Raw genomic sequence first — 15,601 nt, forward strand, 5'->3', positions numbered from 1 at the left:
ATGCCATCGACGACGGAGTGCCATAACGACGCACCGTCCGGTGCTTCCCCCATTCCACGGCCAGCGCGAGCAGCCGACGCAGAACCGTGAGGTGATTGTTCACCGATTTCGGTGACAATCGCTCCGTGAGCTTTCGGGCCTTGTAGGTCTCGACCGCCTTGGGCCGTGGCTCGAGGCATGGCTCAGCCATGGACAACCATGGCTTTTAATGGCTCTGATGGGTTTGTCACCTCGAGATTGCCCCTGAATAGAAAAGCAGAGGCGAGGGCGAGGCAAAGTTTTGCAAAGCCCACGGGGTCTTCGTCGCCGCCTGCGAATGCACTCACGCCGGCAGGAAGTGAGATGGAGACCAGCGCGAGGATGCGACGAGCGAGAGCGCGACGGAAGTCACGCGAAGCGTTCATGCGTGACCTCGTTTGGCGTGAAGGTTTGGAAAAAGCGCGCACCGCCGAAGGCGCTCGCCGCGTTCTCGCCGCCGAAGACGCCCCTCTGCCCGTCCAGACCCCGCTGGAAGCGCGTCCTCTCGGACTGGATCAAGGCCGCCCGGCTCCTAGCCATGCGCCGGGACATCTTCTCGAAGGTGTTCTGTGACGAACTCTCGAAGCTCCACGACAGAGCGATCGGGTTCCCCGGTCAGATCGCGATCCAGATCCTCGAAGAGGACCTGAAGGCCCCCCTCCGCGCGTTTTTCCGAGAATTCGATGTCGTCCCCGTCGCCGCCGCATCGATCGGCCAGGTTCATCGAGCACGCCTGCTCGACGGCGGACATTGGGTGGCGATCAAGGTCCAGCGTCCTGCCATCGAGGAGGCGTTTCGGAAGGATCTCGAGATCATCGCGGCATATATCAAATTCCTGCGGCTCTTTCCTTCGGTCGCACGGATGGAGCTCCGCGATATGTACCTGAAGCTCGAGAGCACGCTCGCCGACGAGCTCGATTATCGCATGGAAGCAAGCTCGATCCGCCGGATGCGGCACACGCTGAAGAGGGAGAAGGTCTACGCGCCGAAGGTCTTCGGCGCGTTCACCACGAAACGCGTCCTCGTGATGGAATTCATCCCTGGCGTGCTCGTGTCCGATTACATCCACGCGCGGATCCACGAGCCGAAGAAGGCCAAGAAGTGGCGCAAGGAGAACAAAATCCGCCCGAAAAAGCTCGGGAATCAGCTCTACCCGAGCTACCTGCGGCAACTGCTCAGCGATAACCTCTCACACGGCGATCTTCACCCCAGCAATGTCATGATGCTGCGGAACAACTGGTTCGCGCTCATCGGATCGATCCGCGTGCTCGATGAGGATTCTTGTCGAGTATGCAGATGAACACGATGAGATCGAAGCTGGGGTGAATCCGCGGTTGCGCCCCAAAATCTTCTTGACTTCCTCGTTCGTTGCTATGCAGCACCGTCGATCGCCTTGTTTGCCAGCGTGCTTCAACTGATGGGTGAGATCAGGAGCGCCGCCTTCTCCCTGCGAGGGCGACGAGCGCAGTCAGCAGCGCAAGGCCCGCGGACGTGGAACGAGAACCTGGCGCAGCGCTGCACGAGGGCGGCGGCGGCGACGGCGGCGGCTCGATGCACCGGCCATCCAGGCTGCAGATTCTTTCGCCCACGCAATCGAGCACCGACACGCACGTCGGCTTGCATTCGGACGTGGCGGGCACGCACTTGATGGGGCCGCAGTCCTCATCCCTCCCATCTGGTTTTCGACCGCCCTCCGGGATGCGGATTGTATGGTCCCCGTCGCAACGTCCGTCGAAGGGCAGCGCCTTGCACGCGGCGTCTTCGCAGAAGAAGTCCTCGCCGCAATCAGCATCCGAGGCGCACGACGTCTTGCATGCGTCGTCCCCGCACAGGAAACCACCACAGGACGCGAGCTCTGGATTGCTTCCACCCTTGCCGTCGCAGACGTGGTTGGTCTGCTCGCAACCACTCGCGTTGCACCCGCACTCCGTGAAGTCGACAGTGTCGTCGAGGTAGGTGCACTGCGACCGATCGTCCTTGTCGCAGAAGCCTTTGCACTGGCTGCCATCCTGCCCGGCGCAGGGCTCTCGGTCTCCGACGGGCGCTGCGTTGCCCAGAAACCCCGCAGGCGTGCATGTCCCCTCGAAGCCTTGGACGTTGCACGCCTCGCACTGGCCGTCGCACGGCTTGTTGCAGCAGAAACCATCCTTGCAGCTACCACTCTGACAGTCGCGACCGCCATACGTGGGGTCGCACTTGAGGCCGTTCGGCATTCGCAGCTCGCAACGTTCCCCCGAGGGCGGGGCTGGGTCGCCCGCGTCTTCGGCGGCGGCATCCGTACAGTAGCCAGCGTCCGAGCATGGGCACTGGTCCGAGCAGCGCCCGGCATCGTGGTCGCATCCGTTGGGCCCACACGAGTTGCCGTCCTCGGGCACAGGATTGCCTTTGCCATCACACTTCAGCCTGAACTCGATAGGGATATCCTTGCCCTCGTCGACGCAGTTCCACCCGAGGAGCGTGCCCGCGTCGGCGAAGCTACAAACTCCCGTGCTCGGATCGACCTTCTCGCCGACGCGACAAGAGCGGCAGACTCCGTCGCACGCCTCGTTGCAGCAGACGCCGACGCCGGCTTGATCTCTGGTAGCGCAGTGCCCCGAAAGGCATTCGTCGTCCCGGGTGCATGGGTCCCCGAGGAGGTTGACGAGAATCTCGGCCGTATCGAGGGTGGTCCCGGGACCCGCGCCGCCGAGGACGAGGACACCTTGCCCGGCATCGACCGAGTCCCCGGCGATGAGCCTCGCGGCGACGTGATCTCCGCGGACAGCGCTCATGTCGATGTGCTTCGTGAAGGCGTTCGTCGCGGGATGGAAGAGGTAGGTCGTGGCCAGGTAGTTTGGTGTGGCCGGGTCGTCTCCGTTGAAACCACCGACGAGCAAGACCTCACCGGTCGTCAGGCGCGTGGAGGTGTGGCCCGCGCGCGCCTCGAGCATGTCGAGCGCTTGCTGTCCGAAGTCGTTCGTGGCGGCGCTGTAAATCTCCGCCGTCTGTCGGACCGTCGCAGGCTTCTTGGTGGCGTTGATGCCGCCCGCGACGAGGACGTCACCGCCTTCGAGCAGCGTCATCGTATGCCGCGCACGAGAAGCGCTCATCTGTGACGCGGTGAACTGGAACTGTTGTGTGAGCGGGTCGAAACGCTCGGCGGTGAAGAGCGCGAAGTCCGCCGTGCCGAAGCCCCCCGTCAGGAGCACTTCGCCAGAGCTGAGGCGCAAGGCCGCATGCGCCGTACGCGCGGCTTTCATCTTGCCGACGAGGAGCTCGGTCGTCGTCTCCGTGAGGGGCTCGAAGATCTCGACGCTGTTCGTCGACTGCGGCGTGATCAACACGGGATCCGTCGAAGCCGTACCGCCCGCCAGAAGGAGCCTACCATTCGCGAGCAGCGTCGCCGTGTGGCCTTCCCGATGCCAGCTCATGTGCATGGCTGGCTTGGTCGTGAACATTCCAGACTGTGGGTTGTAAATCTCCACTCCATCGAGGGGCAGCCCGAGCGTCCCCCTGCCACCGACGATCGCGACCTTGCCTGATCCATCGTCCGCGAGGTTCGTCGCCGTATGGTGGCTCCGAGCATCGTTCATGGAGGACCCGACGATCGCGAACGAACGCTCGAGGGGAAAGTAGATCTCCGCGGAGGAGAGCGGCGCGCCGGCCATACCGACGCCGCCCGTGACGAGCAGCGCGCGTGAGCCCGGCGAGGACGGAAGCTCCACCTCGGCGACGGCCGCGCGCGTGCGTGCCTGGACGAGCTTGCCTGTCGATTCCCAAGCAGGGTCGACGAGGATCGGATACTGCAAATCGTTTGAGTCCCAACCAACGGAGACGAGGCAGCGGTCTGCGCCGGGTGGGACCGCTTGTCGACCGAAGGGTACGCGGGGGTCCTGGTCGACGGCGCAGCCCTCGACGGAGAGGCTCGCGATGCGTCGCTTGCCCGTGGCATCGACGACGTAGGGAGGCGCGATGCGCAGGCGTGGGACACCACGGGCGTCGAGCATTTCGAGGGTGTTCTGTGCCAGCCGGAGGCCAGCGACGCGCACGAGATCGACTTGATAACGAAGGATCGGCTGTTCGGGCGCTTGTTCGAACAGCACGAGGTCTTCGGTGCCCTCCGGGCCCGAGCGATGGATGAGGTCTGCGCCGGCCGGCGCGGCGGCACGATAGAGGACGAGGCCACGGCCGACGGCCAAAGGCACGGGGGACGTGCCTTCGAGGGAGAACGCAATGGCGAGGCCAGAACGCACGTCGGAGAGATGAACGCGTTCGTGGGCGTGCGCGGGGAGCTCGACGCGGACCGGTGCCTGGTCGGCGGGCCAAACCCCGTTCGAGGGCGCGCGGAGGAAACGACGGTTGTCCTTGGGCGCAATGTTGGCAGGGAACAGTCGCCTGAGGGACTCGAGGCGCGCGCGAGCATCGGGGGACTCGGCGACGAGTGCAGGAGGGGTGGGGGCAGAGGGGGCGCGTGGCGATGCGGAGGGCGCGTCCTCGGAGCACCCGGAAACGGCGGCGGCGACGGTCGCGATCGCGGCCACGGAACCAAGGAGGAGGCTCGCGAGGGGGACGGGGAGGATGGAGTGGCGCACAGGGTTCTCCGCGGTGGCCAGATGAGACTGAGGTCTGGCGCGGCGAGGAGGGTAACAGAAGAAGTCTACCTCGGGAAAGAAGATAGCGAGAACCGTGTGCAGTCGCTGGCACTTGCATGACATGAAGGAGGCGTAGTACGGTGTTGGTGGGGACACGGGTACCAAGAGTGACCGCCGGTGGTGCGAGGAAGAGGATCGTATGAGGGTGCTTGGTTTGGGATTGATGTTCGCGGTCGTGGGAGCAATGGCGGGGCTCGGTGGGTGCTCGGGGAATGGCGAGGGCTCAGGAGGGGCGGGCGCGACGGGGGGTGGGGGGGCGGGGGCGGGAACCGCGACTGGAGGCGGGGAAGGTGGCAGCAACAACACCTATGGCATCTGCGTCAAGGGATGTCAGACCGTAAATGATTGCTGCGCCAGCGGGGATTGCAGTGACTTCGAATGCACCAATGGAGCGTGTATCCGACAAGCCTGCGCCATGAAAAGCGATTGCCCAGGCGCGACGGATTGCTTACACTTTCCCGATGGCAAGCGATGTGCATTGCCATGCGGAACCGACGCGGAGTGCCCGGCACCTGCGACCTGCAGCGGACTCGACCTCGACATGCGGTCATTTTGCAAAGGCCAAGGCTGCCAATCGAACGAGGGCTGTTTGGGCCTCGGGTTCTGCGTCGAGGGAGCATGCGTTTGCTCGTCGAGCACGGACTGTCAATCCCCCGACGGGAACATGTGCAAATTGTAGCGACAGTGCGATTGAATACATCAGAATCCGTATCAAGGAGCCTGTGAGCCATGCTTCGGTGCCAGCGCCCCGCACGTTTAAAATCGGTTTTACTAGCAACATTCATGATCCTCGCATGGTCGTCGCTAGTGTGGGCAGCTGATGTCGACGGCGACGGGTTCGATGACGACACGGTGGACAACTGCCCTGGCGTACCCAATCCCGATCAATTCGACACCGATGGCGACGGCGACGGCGATGCCTGCGACGACGACGACGACGGTGACGGAGTTTTCGATGTTCCGACGGGGCAACAGCTGAAGCCCGACAATTGCCCGAAGGTCCCGAACAACAACCAGACCGATGCGGACATGGACTCGATTGGGGACAAATGTGACAACTGTCCCCAGGATTCGAACACGAACCAGGCCGACGGGGATAATGACGGCGTCGGGGACAAATGCGACAACTGTCCCAACGTGCCGAACACCGATCAGGTCGACACCGACAATGACACCAAGGGCAATGCGTGCGATTCGGACGACGACGGCGACGGCAAGAACGACAACATGGACAATTGTCCACTAGTTTACAACGACACCCAGCTTGATGGCGACGCAGACGGCATAGGGAATGTCTGCGACAACTGCCCGGGCTTTGCGAGTCCGGACCAAACCGAGAGCGATGGCGACGGTCTTGGCGACGTCTGCGATAACTGCCCATCGATATTCAACCCGGATCAGACGAACAGCGACCTAAATCTGGGGGGCGGCGACCAGTTGGGTGATGTCTGCGACGATGACGATGACGCCGATGGATTCCTGGATCCACAGGACAACTGCCCGCAAAAGGCTAACCCAGACCAGAAAAACAACGACGGCGACGTTCTCGGCGACGTCTGCGATCTCGACGACGACAACGATCTGAAACCGGACGTCTCCGACAACTGCCCCCTCGTAGCCAACAACGCCCCGCCGGATGTCCAGCTCGACACCGACGGCGATGCCCTGGGGAACGCCTGCGACCTCGACGATGACAACGACCTGAAACCGGACGTCTCCGACAACTGCCCCCTCGTAGCCAACAACGCCCCGCCGGATGTCCAGCTCGACACCGACGGCGATGCCCTGGGCGACGCCTGCGACCCCGACGACGACAACGACCTGAAACCGGACGTCTCCGACAACTGCCCCCTCGTAGCCAACAACGCCCCGCCGGATGAGCAGACCAACACGGATGGCGACGCGATGGGCGACGCCTGCGATCCCGACGACGACGGCGACGGCGATCCCGACCCCCTGGACAACTGCCAATTCATCCCGAATCCAAACCAGGAAGACAACGACGGCGACGGCTTCAAGGACATCAACGGCGACGGCAAGTTCGAAGGGGGCGATGTCTGCGATTCAGACGATGACAATGATGGGTGGCTCGACGACCCCGACAACTGCAATCTCAATGCCAACAGCGATCAGCTGGACACCGACGGCGATCTAATCGGCGATGCCTGCGATCCCGATGATGACAACGACGGCCTCACCGACGCGCAGGAGGCCACCCTCGGGACCGACGCGACCAGCCCCGATACCGATAACGACACCATCCCCGATCCATGCGAGGTCGGAGCGAACCCTGTCATCCCGCTCAACTTCGACATGGATGCCCAGATCGATGCCCTGGAAGTCGACAGCGACGGAGACGGGTTGTCAGATATCCTCGAGGCCGAAGGGAAGTCGTGCGTGGACCTCCCCGATACCGATGGCGACGGGTTGCCCAACTACCGCGATCTCGACTCCGATGGCGACGGCACGCCCGACAACCTGGACCTCTGCCCGTACGCCGTGAGCAACCAGTGCACGCCCAATGACAACGATGGCGACGGCGTGCCGAATGTCGGCGACTCGTGCCCGAGTGTACCGAACTGGTTCGTCGATTCCGACAACGACGGCATCGACGACGCCTGTGATTCCGACGCCGATACGGACGGCGATGGCTTCAAGAACGCGGACGACAACTGCCCCCAGACTGCAAGCGTCGACCAGACGAACACCGACGAACAGCTCCCCGGCGGAGACCTGCTCGGTGATGCCTGCGACAAGGACGACGATGCCGACGGCATCCCGGACGAGCTCGACCCCATGACCGGGCTCGGTCCCGATAACTGCCCGCTCGTCCCGAACAACGATGCGAGCGACATGCAGCTCGATAACGAGATGGATGGCCTCGGCGACGTCTGCGATCCGGACGATGACAACGACAACATCGACGATCCCATTGACAACTGCCAGTACAACGCCAACACCGACCAGGCTGACAATGACGGCGACGGCATTGGCGATATGTGCGAGGAGGATCCCGATGCGGACATGGTCCCCACGGACGCCAATCAAAACGGGATGCAGGATCCCGAGGACGACAACTGCCCGCTCGTCCAGAACACGGACCAGACGGACACCGACGGAGACAAGCTCGGTGACGCGTGCGACGACGATGACGATGACGACGACGTCGCCGACCTATCCGACAACTGCGCATTCGTAGCCAACAGCGACCAGACGGATACCGACGGCGACAAGCTGGGCGACGCATGCGATGACGACGACGACGATGACGGCAAGCTCGACGTCGAGGACAATTGTCCGCTGGCGATCAACCCCGACCAGCTCGACACCGTCGGCGGCCCCGAGGGCGACGCTTGCGAGAACACGGACGGCGACGGGAAGCTCGACATCGAAGACAACTGCCCCGAGACTCCGAGCGACGACTTCGCCGACTGGGATGAAGATGGCAAAGGTGACCCCTGCGATCCACCGCCTCCGTCCGTCATTCCGGCGCAGGGCGGAGGCTTTACCTGCGACGTGAGCGATGGCCCCGCCGGGGATCTCGGCGTCTTCCTCTTCGTGACCTGCGCCATCACGGTGGCTTCCCGACGGCGCCGAAAGGCCGCCTGACTCCGGTCGATGCACATGCGGCGCTCGTCCCTGCTCCTCGCCACCTTCCTCGCCGCATCGGCGGCGACGGGCGACGCCCCCGCGCAAACCCCGGCGGGCAACATCGGCCTCGGGCGCTTCGAGCCGGCGCCCGCGGGCGATACCTTCTTCGGCCTCCCCTCCCCCGCGTCCCGGGGCCACCTCGTCGTCCGAGGGTTCCTCCTCTTCGATTACGCGGATCGCCCCCTCCGCGTCTTCCTGAATGACCGCGAAACCGCGCTCGTCGCGGGGCAGGGATTCCTCCGCGGCGACGTGTCCTTTGCCCTCTGGGATCGCTTCCTCGTATCGGCTCAGATCCCTGTCGCGATCGTTCAGCGCGGAGAAAGTCCCGATACCCCTGGTGTCCTCCTCTCCCCCCCTTCGTCCGCGGCTCTGGGAGACATCCGACTCGGTGCGAGGGTGCGTGTCTTTGGTGAGAGCAATGCAGTGCTCCAGCTCGGCCTGGGTGGCTATCTCTATGTTCCCACCATGTCCGATGGGGCATTCCTCAGCGACGGCACCATCCACGGAAATCTCCACGCTGCGCTCGGTGGCCGCTTCCTGGGGCGCTTGCTCTGGAATGCATCCACGGGCATCACCTTCCGGAGCTCACAGCCAAACACGTTCACCGCAGGTGCGGGCATCGCCGCATTGCTCTGGAAAGAGCGCCTCCAGGTTGGCCCCGAGCTCAACACATTCATCTCCCTCGGTGACACGCGCCTTGCAGCGGGGCCTCTGTCTACACTCGTACAGCCTCCGCGCCTCGGCGCCGAGCTCCTCGTCGGCGCCCGCGTGTGGCCTCTTGCTGGCCTCATGTTCGGGGTCGCGGGCGGCCCCGGCTTCGGGGAAGGCATTGGTACGCCAGCCTTCCGCGTCGTCGCCATGGCTGGATGGGCCCCCAAGAGTGATTCGGCCAAACCCGTGCCTTCGATTGGGGATCGCGATGGCGACGGGCTCCGCGACACTGCTGACGCCTGCCCGGACAAGCCCGGCGTGCTGGGGGGCGATCCAAGCAAGGACGGCTGTCCGATCGAGGACCGCGACGGAGACGGAATCATCGACGAGCAAGACGGCTGCCCTACGGAGCCGGGACAACCCAATGAAGAGCTCACGCGCCACGGCTGCCCGCCCGATGCCGATGGCGACGGGGTCTCCGACGCGAAGGATGCCTGCCCGAAAGAGGCAGGCAAGGCGAACCAAGATCCGTCGAAGAATGGCTGTCTGCCCGACCGTGACGACGATGGGCTCGTCGACATGCTCGACGCGTGCCCGGACCAAAAAGGCATTCGCGTAGACGATCCCAACCAGCGCGGATGTCCCGAGGATCTCGACGGCGACGGGGTGAAATGGCCGAGCGATGCGTGCCCCAATACGTATGGAACGCCCAAAGAGGACCCCGCGAAGAACGGATGCCCCATTCTCGAGATCAAGGGCGACGAGATCGTGATCGACTTCGAGATTCGTTTCCAGACGTACGGCAAGTGGCGAAGCACGACCACGACCAAAATCAGCGATGAGCAGCTCCGCGTGATCCGGGACGAGCTCGAAAGGCACCCCGAGATCGAGCAAATCGAAATCCAGGGCCACACGGACGACTCGGGGGATCCTCGTTTCAACAGGCACCTCAGCGAAGAGCGCGCGCAGGCCGTGCGGGATTGGCTGATCAGGGTCGGCGTGCCTCCCCAGAAGCTCGTCACCCGCGGCTACGGGCACGACAATCCCGTCGGTGACAACCGTATCTTCGATGGTCGCGAGCAGAATCGACGTGTCGTATTCAGGATCCTGAAGAAGCGATGACGATGCACAGCCCGCTCTCGCGCAAATTCGCTCCCGCGCTGCTCTCGTTCGGGCTCGCATTTGCCGCCACGCAACCCGCCGAGGCGCAAACGAAGAGCGGACAGCTCGCGCTGAATCTGTTCGAGCCTACGCCCACCGGTGACGCTTTTCTTGCCGTCCCGTCGCCCCGGATCGGTGGTCATCTCGTCCCGCGAGGGGCCGCCCTCTTCGATTATGCCAGCCGCCCCTTGACCATCACGGATCGGCAGGTCCCGATCGTCGCGGGCCAGGGGTTCGTCCGGGCGGACCTCTCCCTCTCTCTCTGGGATCGCGTGCTCGTCTCGGTACACATGCCTCTGGCGCTCGTGCAGTCCGGCGAGGCACCGAATGTGCCGGGGCTGGATGCGCCCGCGCCGCGCGCCCCCGTTCTCGGCGACCTCCGCGTCGGCGCGCGCGTCCGGGTGCTGGGCAAGGATGACCGTGCCCCGTTCCAGCTCGGACTCGGTGTGAATGCGTTTGCACCCACCGCGCCCGACGATACGTTCGTCGGCGAAGGAGACTGGCGGGCAGATGTACACGCGCTCGCGGGGGGACGCGTGAAATTGCGGCTTCCGCTCGTCTGGAGCGCGACGGTTGGCGCCATGCTCCGTATGTCGGACAGCCCGCACGCTCTCCGTTTCGGCGCAGGCGCCGCGGTGCTGCTCGTGGACGAACGCCTCTCGGTCGGGGCCGAGATCCACGGCACACGCGCGCTCGGAGAGACGCGACTCATCGACGCTCGGTTCACCGACATCACGGCTGCGCCGAGCCTCGGCCTCGAATTGCTCGGCGAGGCGCGTCTCCGCGTGTTCCGCGGGATGACCTTCGCGGCCGCCGCCGGGCCGGGCTTGCTTTCTGGCCTGGGCACGCCCGCATTCAGGGGTATCTTTCTCGTCGGATGGGCAGCGCCTGCTGGATCCCGTTCCCCCGTGACCACAGCGAGCCCGCCCCCGAAAGATCGGGACGGCGACGGTCTACGCGATGACGCGGATGCGTGCCCTGATGAGAAAGGCATCTTGTCCGGTGATCCCAGCAGGGACGGCTGCCCGCCTCCGGACCGCGATCGGGACGGCGTGCTCGATCTGGAAGATGCGTGCCCGCTCGTGGCGGGGGAGCAGAACACGAGCGAGCGGAAGAATGGTTGCCCCGCGGATCGTGACGAGGACGGCGTTCCGGATCGCGAGGATGTGTGCCCCGAAATCAAGGGGCTTGCCGAGACCAAGAAGCGCGGTTGTCCCGCCGATCGCGACGACGACGGTGTCTTCGATACGCTGGACGCCTGCCCCGACCAGAAAGGCGTCGCCGTGTCCGACCCGGTGCAACGCGGGTGCCCCAAAGACATGGATGGCGACGGCCTCGAGTTTCCGGAGGATCTCTGCCCGGCCGATCGCGGCGCCGCCGATGCGCCGGAGAAGGGCTGTCCTCTGTTCGTTCAGCTCAAGGGTGATGAGGTAGCGCTCTCGAGACGTATCGAGTTCGCCCCCTCGTTACGGGTGAAGGGGCTGGCGGTGACGCCCGAGAGCATTCCCGTGCTGGAGGAGATCAAAGGGCTTCTCCGCGATCACCCCGAGATCCAGAGGCTCGAGGTGCAGGGGCACACCGATGACGCCGGCGACGTCAAAAAGAAGCTCGCAACCTCTCAGGAAGAGGCAGACACCGTCGTGCGCACGCTGGTGGAGCTCGGCGTCTCCGCTGACAAGCTCGTGGCCAAGGGGTACGGACACAAGAAGCCCATTGCCGATAACCGTGTCGCGGCTGGACGGCGTGCGAATCGACGCATCGCATTCACGGTGATCGCGCGGGCCAGATAGCTCAGAAATCGTACCTGGCGCGCAACCCCGGTACGACCGAGAAGATGACCTGCCCCGTGAGCGCCTCGTTGGGAAAGGTAGCGTAGCTCCGACTCGTTCGCGCGACGCCATTGTCTTCGACAGAGAGGCTCACAGTGACCGGCTGCGTATCGTCGAATCTCGGCTGGCCGAGCGAAAACAACATGAGCAAGCTCATGTCGGCACCGATCTCGAAATGTTTGCCGAGTCGAAGCCCGGCATAGAATTCTGGTCGGAAATACGCGAAGTATGCTTTGACGAGCTCCGGTGTCATGGAAACATTCGATACATTTCCGATGCCCGCCTGTGTGCTCGTGAAGTCACGGGCATCTCGGTCGTCACGAATTTGTCCAATGAGAACACCGCCGCCGACCCGGATACCCACAGGCACACGTTCACTGCCGAAGCGATACGAGCCCGACACGCCCAGGGTGACTCCCGTGAGGCGCAGAGTGTCCTTCCCTACGCCAACTTGCGAATCGAATCCCTTGGGTAGGATGACCACCTTTCGTCCCTCGACCGATTGCCACGAGGCCAAATAACCCACCTCGGGCCCCACACCCAGCCCGAACCCCCATTCATAACTCACCATGAGCCGCGAAAGCGTACCCAGGCCCGCCGAAGGGCTGCATCCGTCGCCGCAGCTCGTCTCCAGGACATCACCCCCCAGAGAGGGCGTTGCAGCGACGAGACCGGAGTCGAATTCGAACGCCCATTTCGCCCAACGCTGGGCACCGGTATCCCGCTTCAGCACGGGGTTGACGAGAGGACGTGTACCAGGCTCGAGCGACCATTCCTTGCTATACTTGACGTACCCCTCTTGGTAGATCTCGACAAGATGGTTGCCTGATTTGAGCCGACCGAACCAGACACCAGCGCCGACTTCGACGCCGTCGATCGCGACCCTGGCATCCGGCGGCGTGGGCTCGACGCGAATCGCGGCGTCCAGATTCTCGGCTCGCAGGGAGAGGAGCTGCGTTTCCTGGGGCTTGATGACAACGGCTGCAGGTTGCGTCCCGAGCGTGCCGGCACCGCCGAGCTGCACGACGTGTCGACCGACACCGACTCGCGCTTCCCATGGCGTCTTTCCGCTCCTGGCGCCGTCTACGTAGACGTCCAGGGCACGGCCTGATAGCTCGACGACACGTATCCGTCCCGAGTCCTTCAGCGGCCGAAGCTTCGCCGTCAAGCGTCGAGTCTCGCCACCGTTGACCTCGACGCGATCTTCGAACGGCTCGAAGTCCTCCTTGTACACACGTACAACATGGCTGCCGGCTGCGGTACGGAGCGGATTGGGTGGCGGAAATTCACCCTTGACTTGCCCGTCAATCGTGATGACAGCGCCGAGCTCGGCGCCCTCGATCTCGATCGTACCCACCCGCGCACGCATTTCCGCGATGTATTGCTGAGCTTCGAGCTTGTCCGACGCAGTCAGATTGGGGAACCGCAATAACTGTTCATACGCGTCGACGGCCTCGTCGTAGCGCTGCATCTCTCGCATGCACGCTGCGATGTTCTTCGTCGCGCTCTTCCCCGCATAAAGCTCACGCGAGCGCTGAAACGCGGCCAGCGCCGGGGCATATGCCTTCTCGCCCATGAGCTCGACGCCGCGCTTGAACTGCCGGTACGCTTCTTCCTTGTCTTCCTTCGTGGGCTCGGGAACTTCGTCGAGTACGCTCGACGGCGCTGCCGGGGGCTGGCTCTGCGCGAGGACGGGAAGTGCATGAACGAGCGATGCACCCAGAAGAACCGCGACTCCAAACGTCCGTTTCATTCGAACTTATCCGTCGCGCCCTTGGGCAAAGCTGGCGTCGAGCTCTTGACCGTCGCCGCCGTGTAGAAGGGCGTGATCATCGGCAGGCTCGGGCCATCCTTGGTAATGATGACCTCTTCTTCCTTGCTGATGCCCCCCTTTTTCACGCGCACCTTGAACACGTCTCCGAGCTTGCCCTCCAGCTCTAGCATCCCGTTTTTGAGGGTCACCGGCTTGCCCTCGACTTCGACCTGCGTGTCGGGAGGAACAATGGCCACCTTGACCCGGCGATTGCTCTGGTCCTGCTCGACAGGAGGCGCAGGAGGTGGCACGGGCGCCGCGGTAACCGTCGTGACTGTCGGCGCCACGACGGTGGGCGCCGGAGGAGGGGCCGGCGCGGGTGTGCTGTTCCGCATCACCCAGAAGCCCGCCGCGCCCAAACCAACGACGGTGATGAAAAGACCTCCCATGACGAGCGGCAGGCTCGATGGGTGCTTCGGCGCTGCCGCCTGGGACTGTACCAGGATGCCCGTGGAGCCCCCCTGCGAAGACGCATTGGGGTTGGATCCGTACCCCGGATGCGCTGTCATTCCCTGGATATCGGATCCCTGTCCCGGATGGGACGCAGACCCACCGATATTTGGATTCGATCCAGCCCCCGGATGTGAAGTCCCGCCCTGGGCGACGCCCGACCCGAGCCCTGGGTGCGAGGCGGATCCGCCGGGCGCCGTGCCGGTATACGGGACAGCCGTTGGAACGGAATACATGACCGCACGTTGCGCGCGCGCAGCCTGGTCCACCGGGACGAACATGTCCTCCGTGATGCCCCACCCGTATGGCAACAGCGGTCGAATCGCTGCGAGCATCTCCTTGGCGCTCTGGAACCTCTCATCCGGATTCTGCCGAATGCAGCGATGTACGATCGCGGCAACCTCGGGGGGCACCCAGGGCGCGTACTGCTGCACGGGCGTCGGAGGGGTGGAACAAATCGCGATGATCAGCTCGCCGAGCGCGGTGACGTGCTGGTTCGGTGTGCGACCACAGAGGCACTGGTACAACGCAATGCCAAGGGACCAGAGGTCGGCGCGGTGGTCGATGTTCTTCGATCCGCGTGCCTGCTCCGGCGACATGTAGAGCGGAGACCCCATCATGCTCCCGGTGCGAGTCAGCCCGGCGCTCTCCGTCTCCTGCGCCTGCTCCATGTGCACCTTGGCGATGCCGAAGTCGAGCACCTTGACAATGATCTCGCCATCGCTGTGGGCAAGAAAAAGGTTGGCCGGCTTGATGTCACGGTGGACGACCCCGCCGTCGTGAGCCTTCTGCAGACCAAGGCAAACTTGCGCCGCGATACGCAGCGAAAGATCCGGTGAGATAGGGCCGCCGACCTTCTTCCTGAGGAGATCCTGGACGTCCATGCCAGTCAGGAACTCCATCACCATGAACGGAAGCCTGGTCTCGCGATCGATGCCAGTATCCAGGACCTGTGTGATGTGTTTCGTGTCGATGGCGCCGGCCGCGCGTGCTTCGCGCTGGAAACGGCTGATGAGGTCAGGGTTCTGCGCGAGAGCGTTCGTGATCACCTTGACCGCGACTCTACGGCCGGTTCCGGTATGCTCGGCTTCGTAGACAGCTCCCATCGCCCCAGCGCCAAGCTGGCGCTTGATCAGGTACTTGCCGTCGAGAGTGGTGCCGATCATGGTAGCTCGGCGGACTATACTAGAACTGTCATCAAGAAGGCAACCAGATGCGGGCGGTGGGCACGAACGCCGCCCTCTCCATCGGCAGGCCCCAACAGAGGACGGAGCCTCCGAGCGCCTCGACAGTCGCCTTGGGGTACGCGAACGTCTGCATCTCGCCTGTCGGGGTCTCGTGCTCGGTCGACCCCGTTTTTGCCTCGAACCACACCACGAGCAACCATTCAGGCATGA

General features: G+C 64.0%; 10 protein-coding genes. 5 read left to right on the forward strand and 5 right to left on the reverse strand.

The window, feature by feature from the left end; translation table 11 throughout:
* Positions 1-182: 182 nt before the first annotated feature.
* A complete protein-coding gene (locus tag QHF83_RS13100; protein ID WP_282418140.1) occupies positions 183-404 on the reverse strand; it encodes a hypothetical protein in 222 nt (73 codons plus the stop codon).
* Between the two features lie 17 nt (positions 405-421).
* Between QHF83_RS13100 and QHF83_RS13105 the strand changes: the two genes are divergently transcribed.
* A complete protein-coding gene (locus tag QHF83_RS13105) occupies positions 422-1,318 on the forward strand; it encodes an AarF/ABC1/UbiB kinase family protein (protein WP_282418141.1) in 897 nt (298 codons plus the stop codon).
* Positions 1,319-1,445: 127 nt separating this feature from the next.
* On the opposite strand, the gene QHF83_RS13110 is transcribed toward QHF83_RS13105, so the two are convergent.
* The gene (locus QHF83_RS13110; RefSeq protein WP_282418142.1) at positions 1,446-3,806 is read right to left on the reverse strand and encodes a kelch repeat-containing protein; all 2,361 of its coding nucleotides are present in this window, start codon (positions 3,804-3,806) and stop codon (positions 1,446-1,448) included.
* 57 nt (positions 3,807-3,863) lie between these two features.
* On the opposite strand from QHF83_RS13110, the gene QHF83_RS13115 reads away from it, so the two are divergent.
* The 4 genes from QHF83_RS13115 to QHF83_RS13130 all read left to right on the forward strand — a co-directional run bounded on the left by QHF83_RS13115 (position 3,864) and on the right by QHF83_RS13130 (position 11,902).
* Positions 3,864-4,709, forward strand: coding sequence for a hypothetical protein (locus QHF83_RS13115; RefSeq protein ID WP_282418143.1), 846 nt, complete (start codon positions 3,864-3,866; stop codon positions 4,707-4,709).
* Positions 4,710-5,432: 723 nt separating this feature from the next.
* Positions 5,433-8,258, forward strand: a complete 2,826-nt coding sequence (locus QHF83_RS13120; RefSeq protein WP_282418144.1) for a thrombospondin type 3 repeat-containing protein — start codon at positions 5,433-5,435, stop codon at positions 8,256-8,258.
* A gap of 15 nt (positions 8,259-8,273) precedes the next feature.
* The gene (locus QHF83_RS13125; RefSeq protein WP_282418145.1) at positions 8,274-10,073 is read left to right on the forward strand and encodes an OmpA family protein; all 1,800 of its coding nucleotides are present in this window, start codon (positions 8,274-8,276) and stop codon (positions 10,071-10,073) included.
* Positions 10,070-11,902, forward strand: coding sequence for an OmpA family protein (locus QHF83_RS13130; protein WP_282418146.1), 1,833 nt, complete (start codon positions 10,070-10,072; stop codon positions 11,900-11,902). The genes QHF83_RS13125 and QHF83_RS13130 overlap by 4 nt, the downstream gene beginning before the upstream one ends.
* Before the next feature lies 1 nt (position 11,903).
* Here the strand turns inward: QHF83_RS13130 and QHF83_RS13135 are convergent, their stop codons facing one another.
* Genes QHF83_RS13135 through QHF83_RS13145 form a run of 3 tightly spaced genes read right to left on the reverse strand, consistent with a single transcriptional unit; the run spans position 11,904 to position 15,599 of the window.
* A complete protein-coding gene (locus QHF83_RS13135) occupies positions 11,904-13,694 on the reverse strand; it encodes a PEGA domain-containing protein (RefSeq protein ID WP_282418147.1) in 1,791 nt (596 codons plus the stop codon).
* A complete protein-coding gene (locus tag QHF83_RS13140) occupies positions 13,691-15,370 on the reverse strand; it encodes a serine/threonine-protein kinase (RefSeq protein ID WP_282418148.1) in 1,680 nt (559 codons plus the stop codon). The genes QHF83_RS13135 and QHF83_RS13140 overlap by 4 nt, the downstream gene beginning before the upstream one ends.
* Positions 15,371-15,401: 31 nt before the next feature.
* Positions 15,402-15,599, reverse strand: a complete 198-nt coding sequence (locus tag QHF83_RS13145; RefSeq protein ID WP_282418149.1) for a hypothetical protein — start codon at positions 15,597-15,599, stop codon at positions 15,402-15,404.
* Positions 15,600-15,601 lie beyond the last annotated feature (2 nt).

The sequence above is a fragment of the Polyangium sp. 15x6 genome (assembly GCF_029960785.1).
Lineage (GTDB): Bacteria > Myxococcota_A > Polyangia > Polyangiales > Polyangiaceae > Polyangium.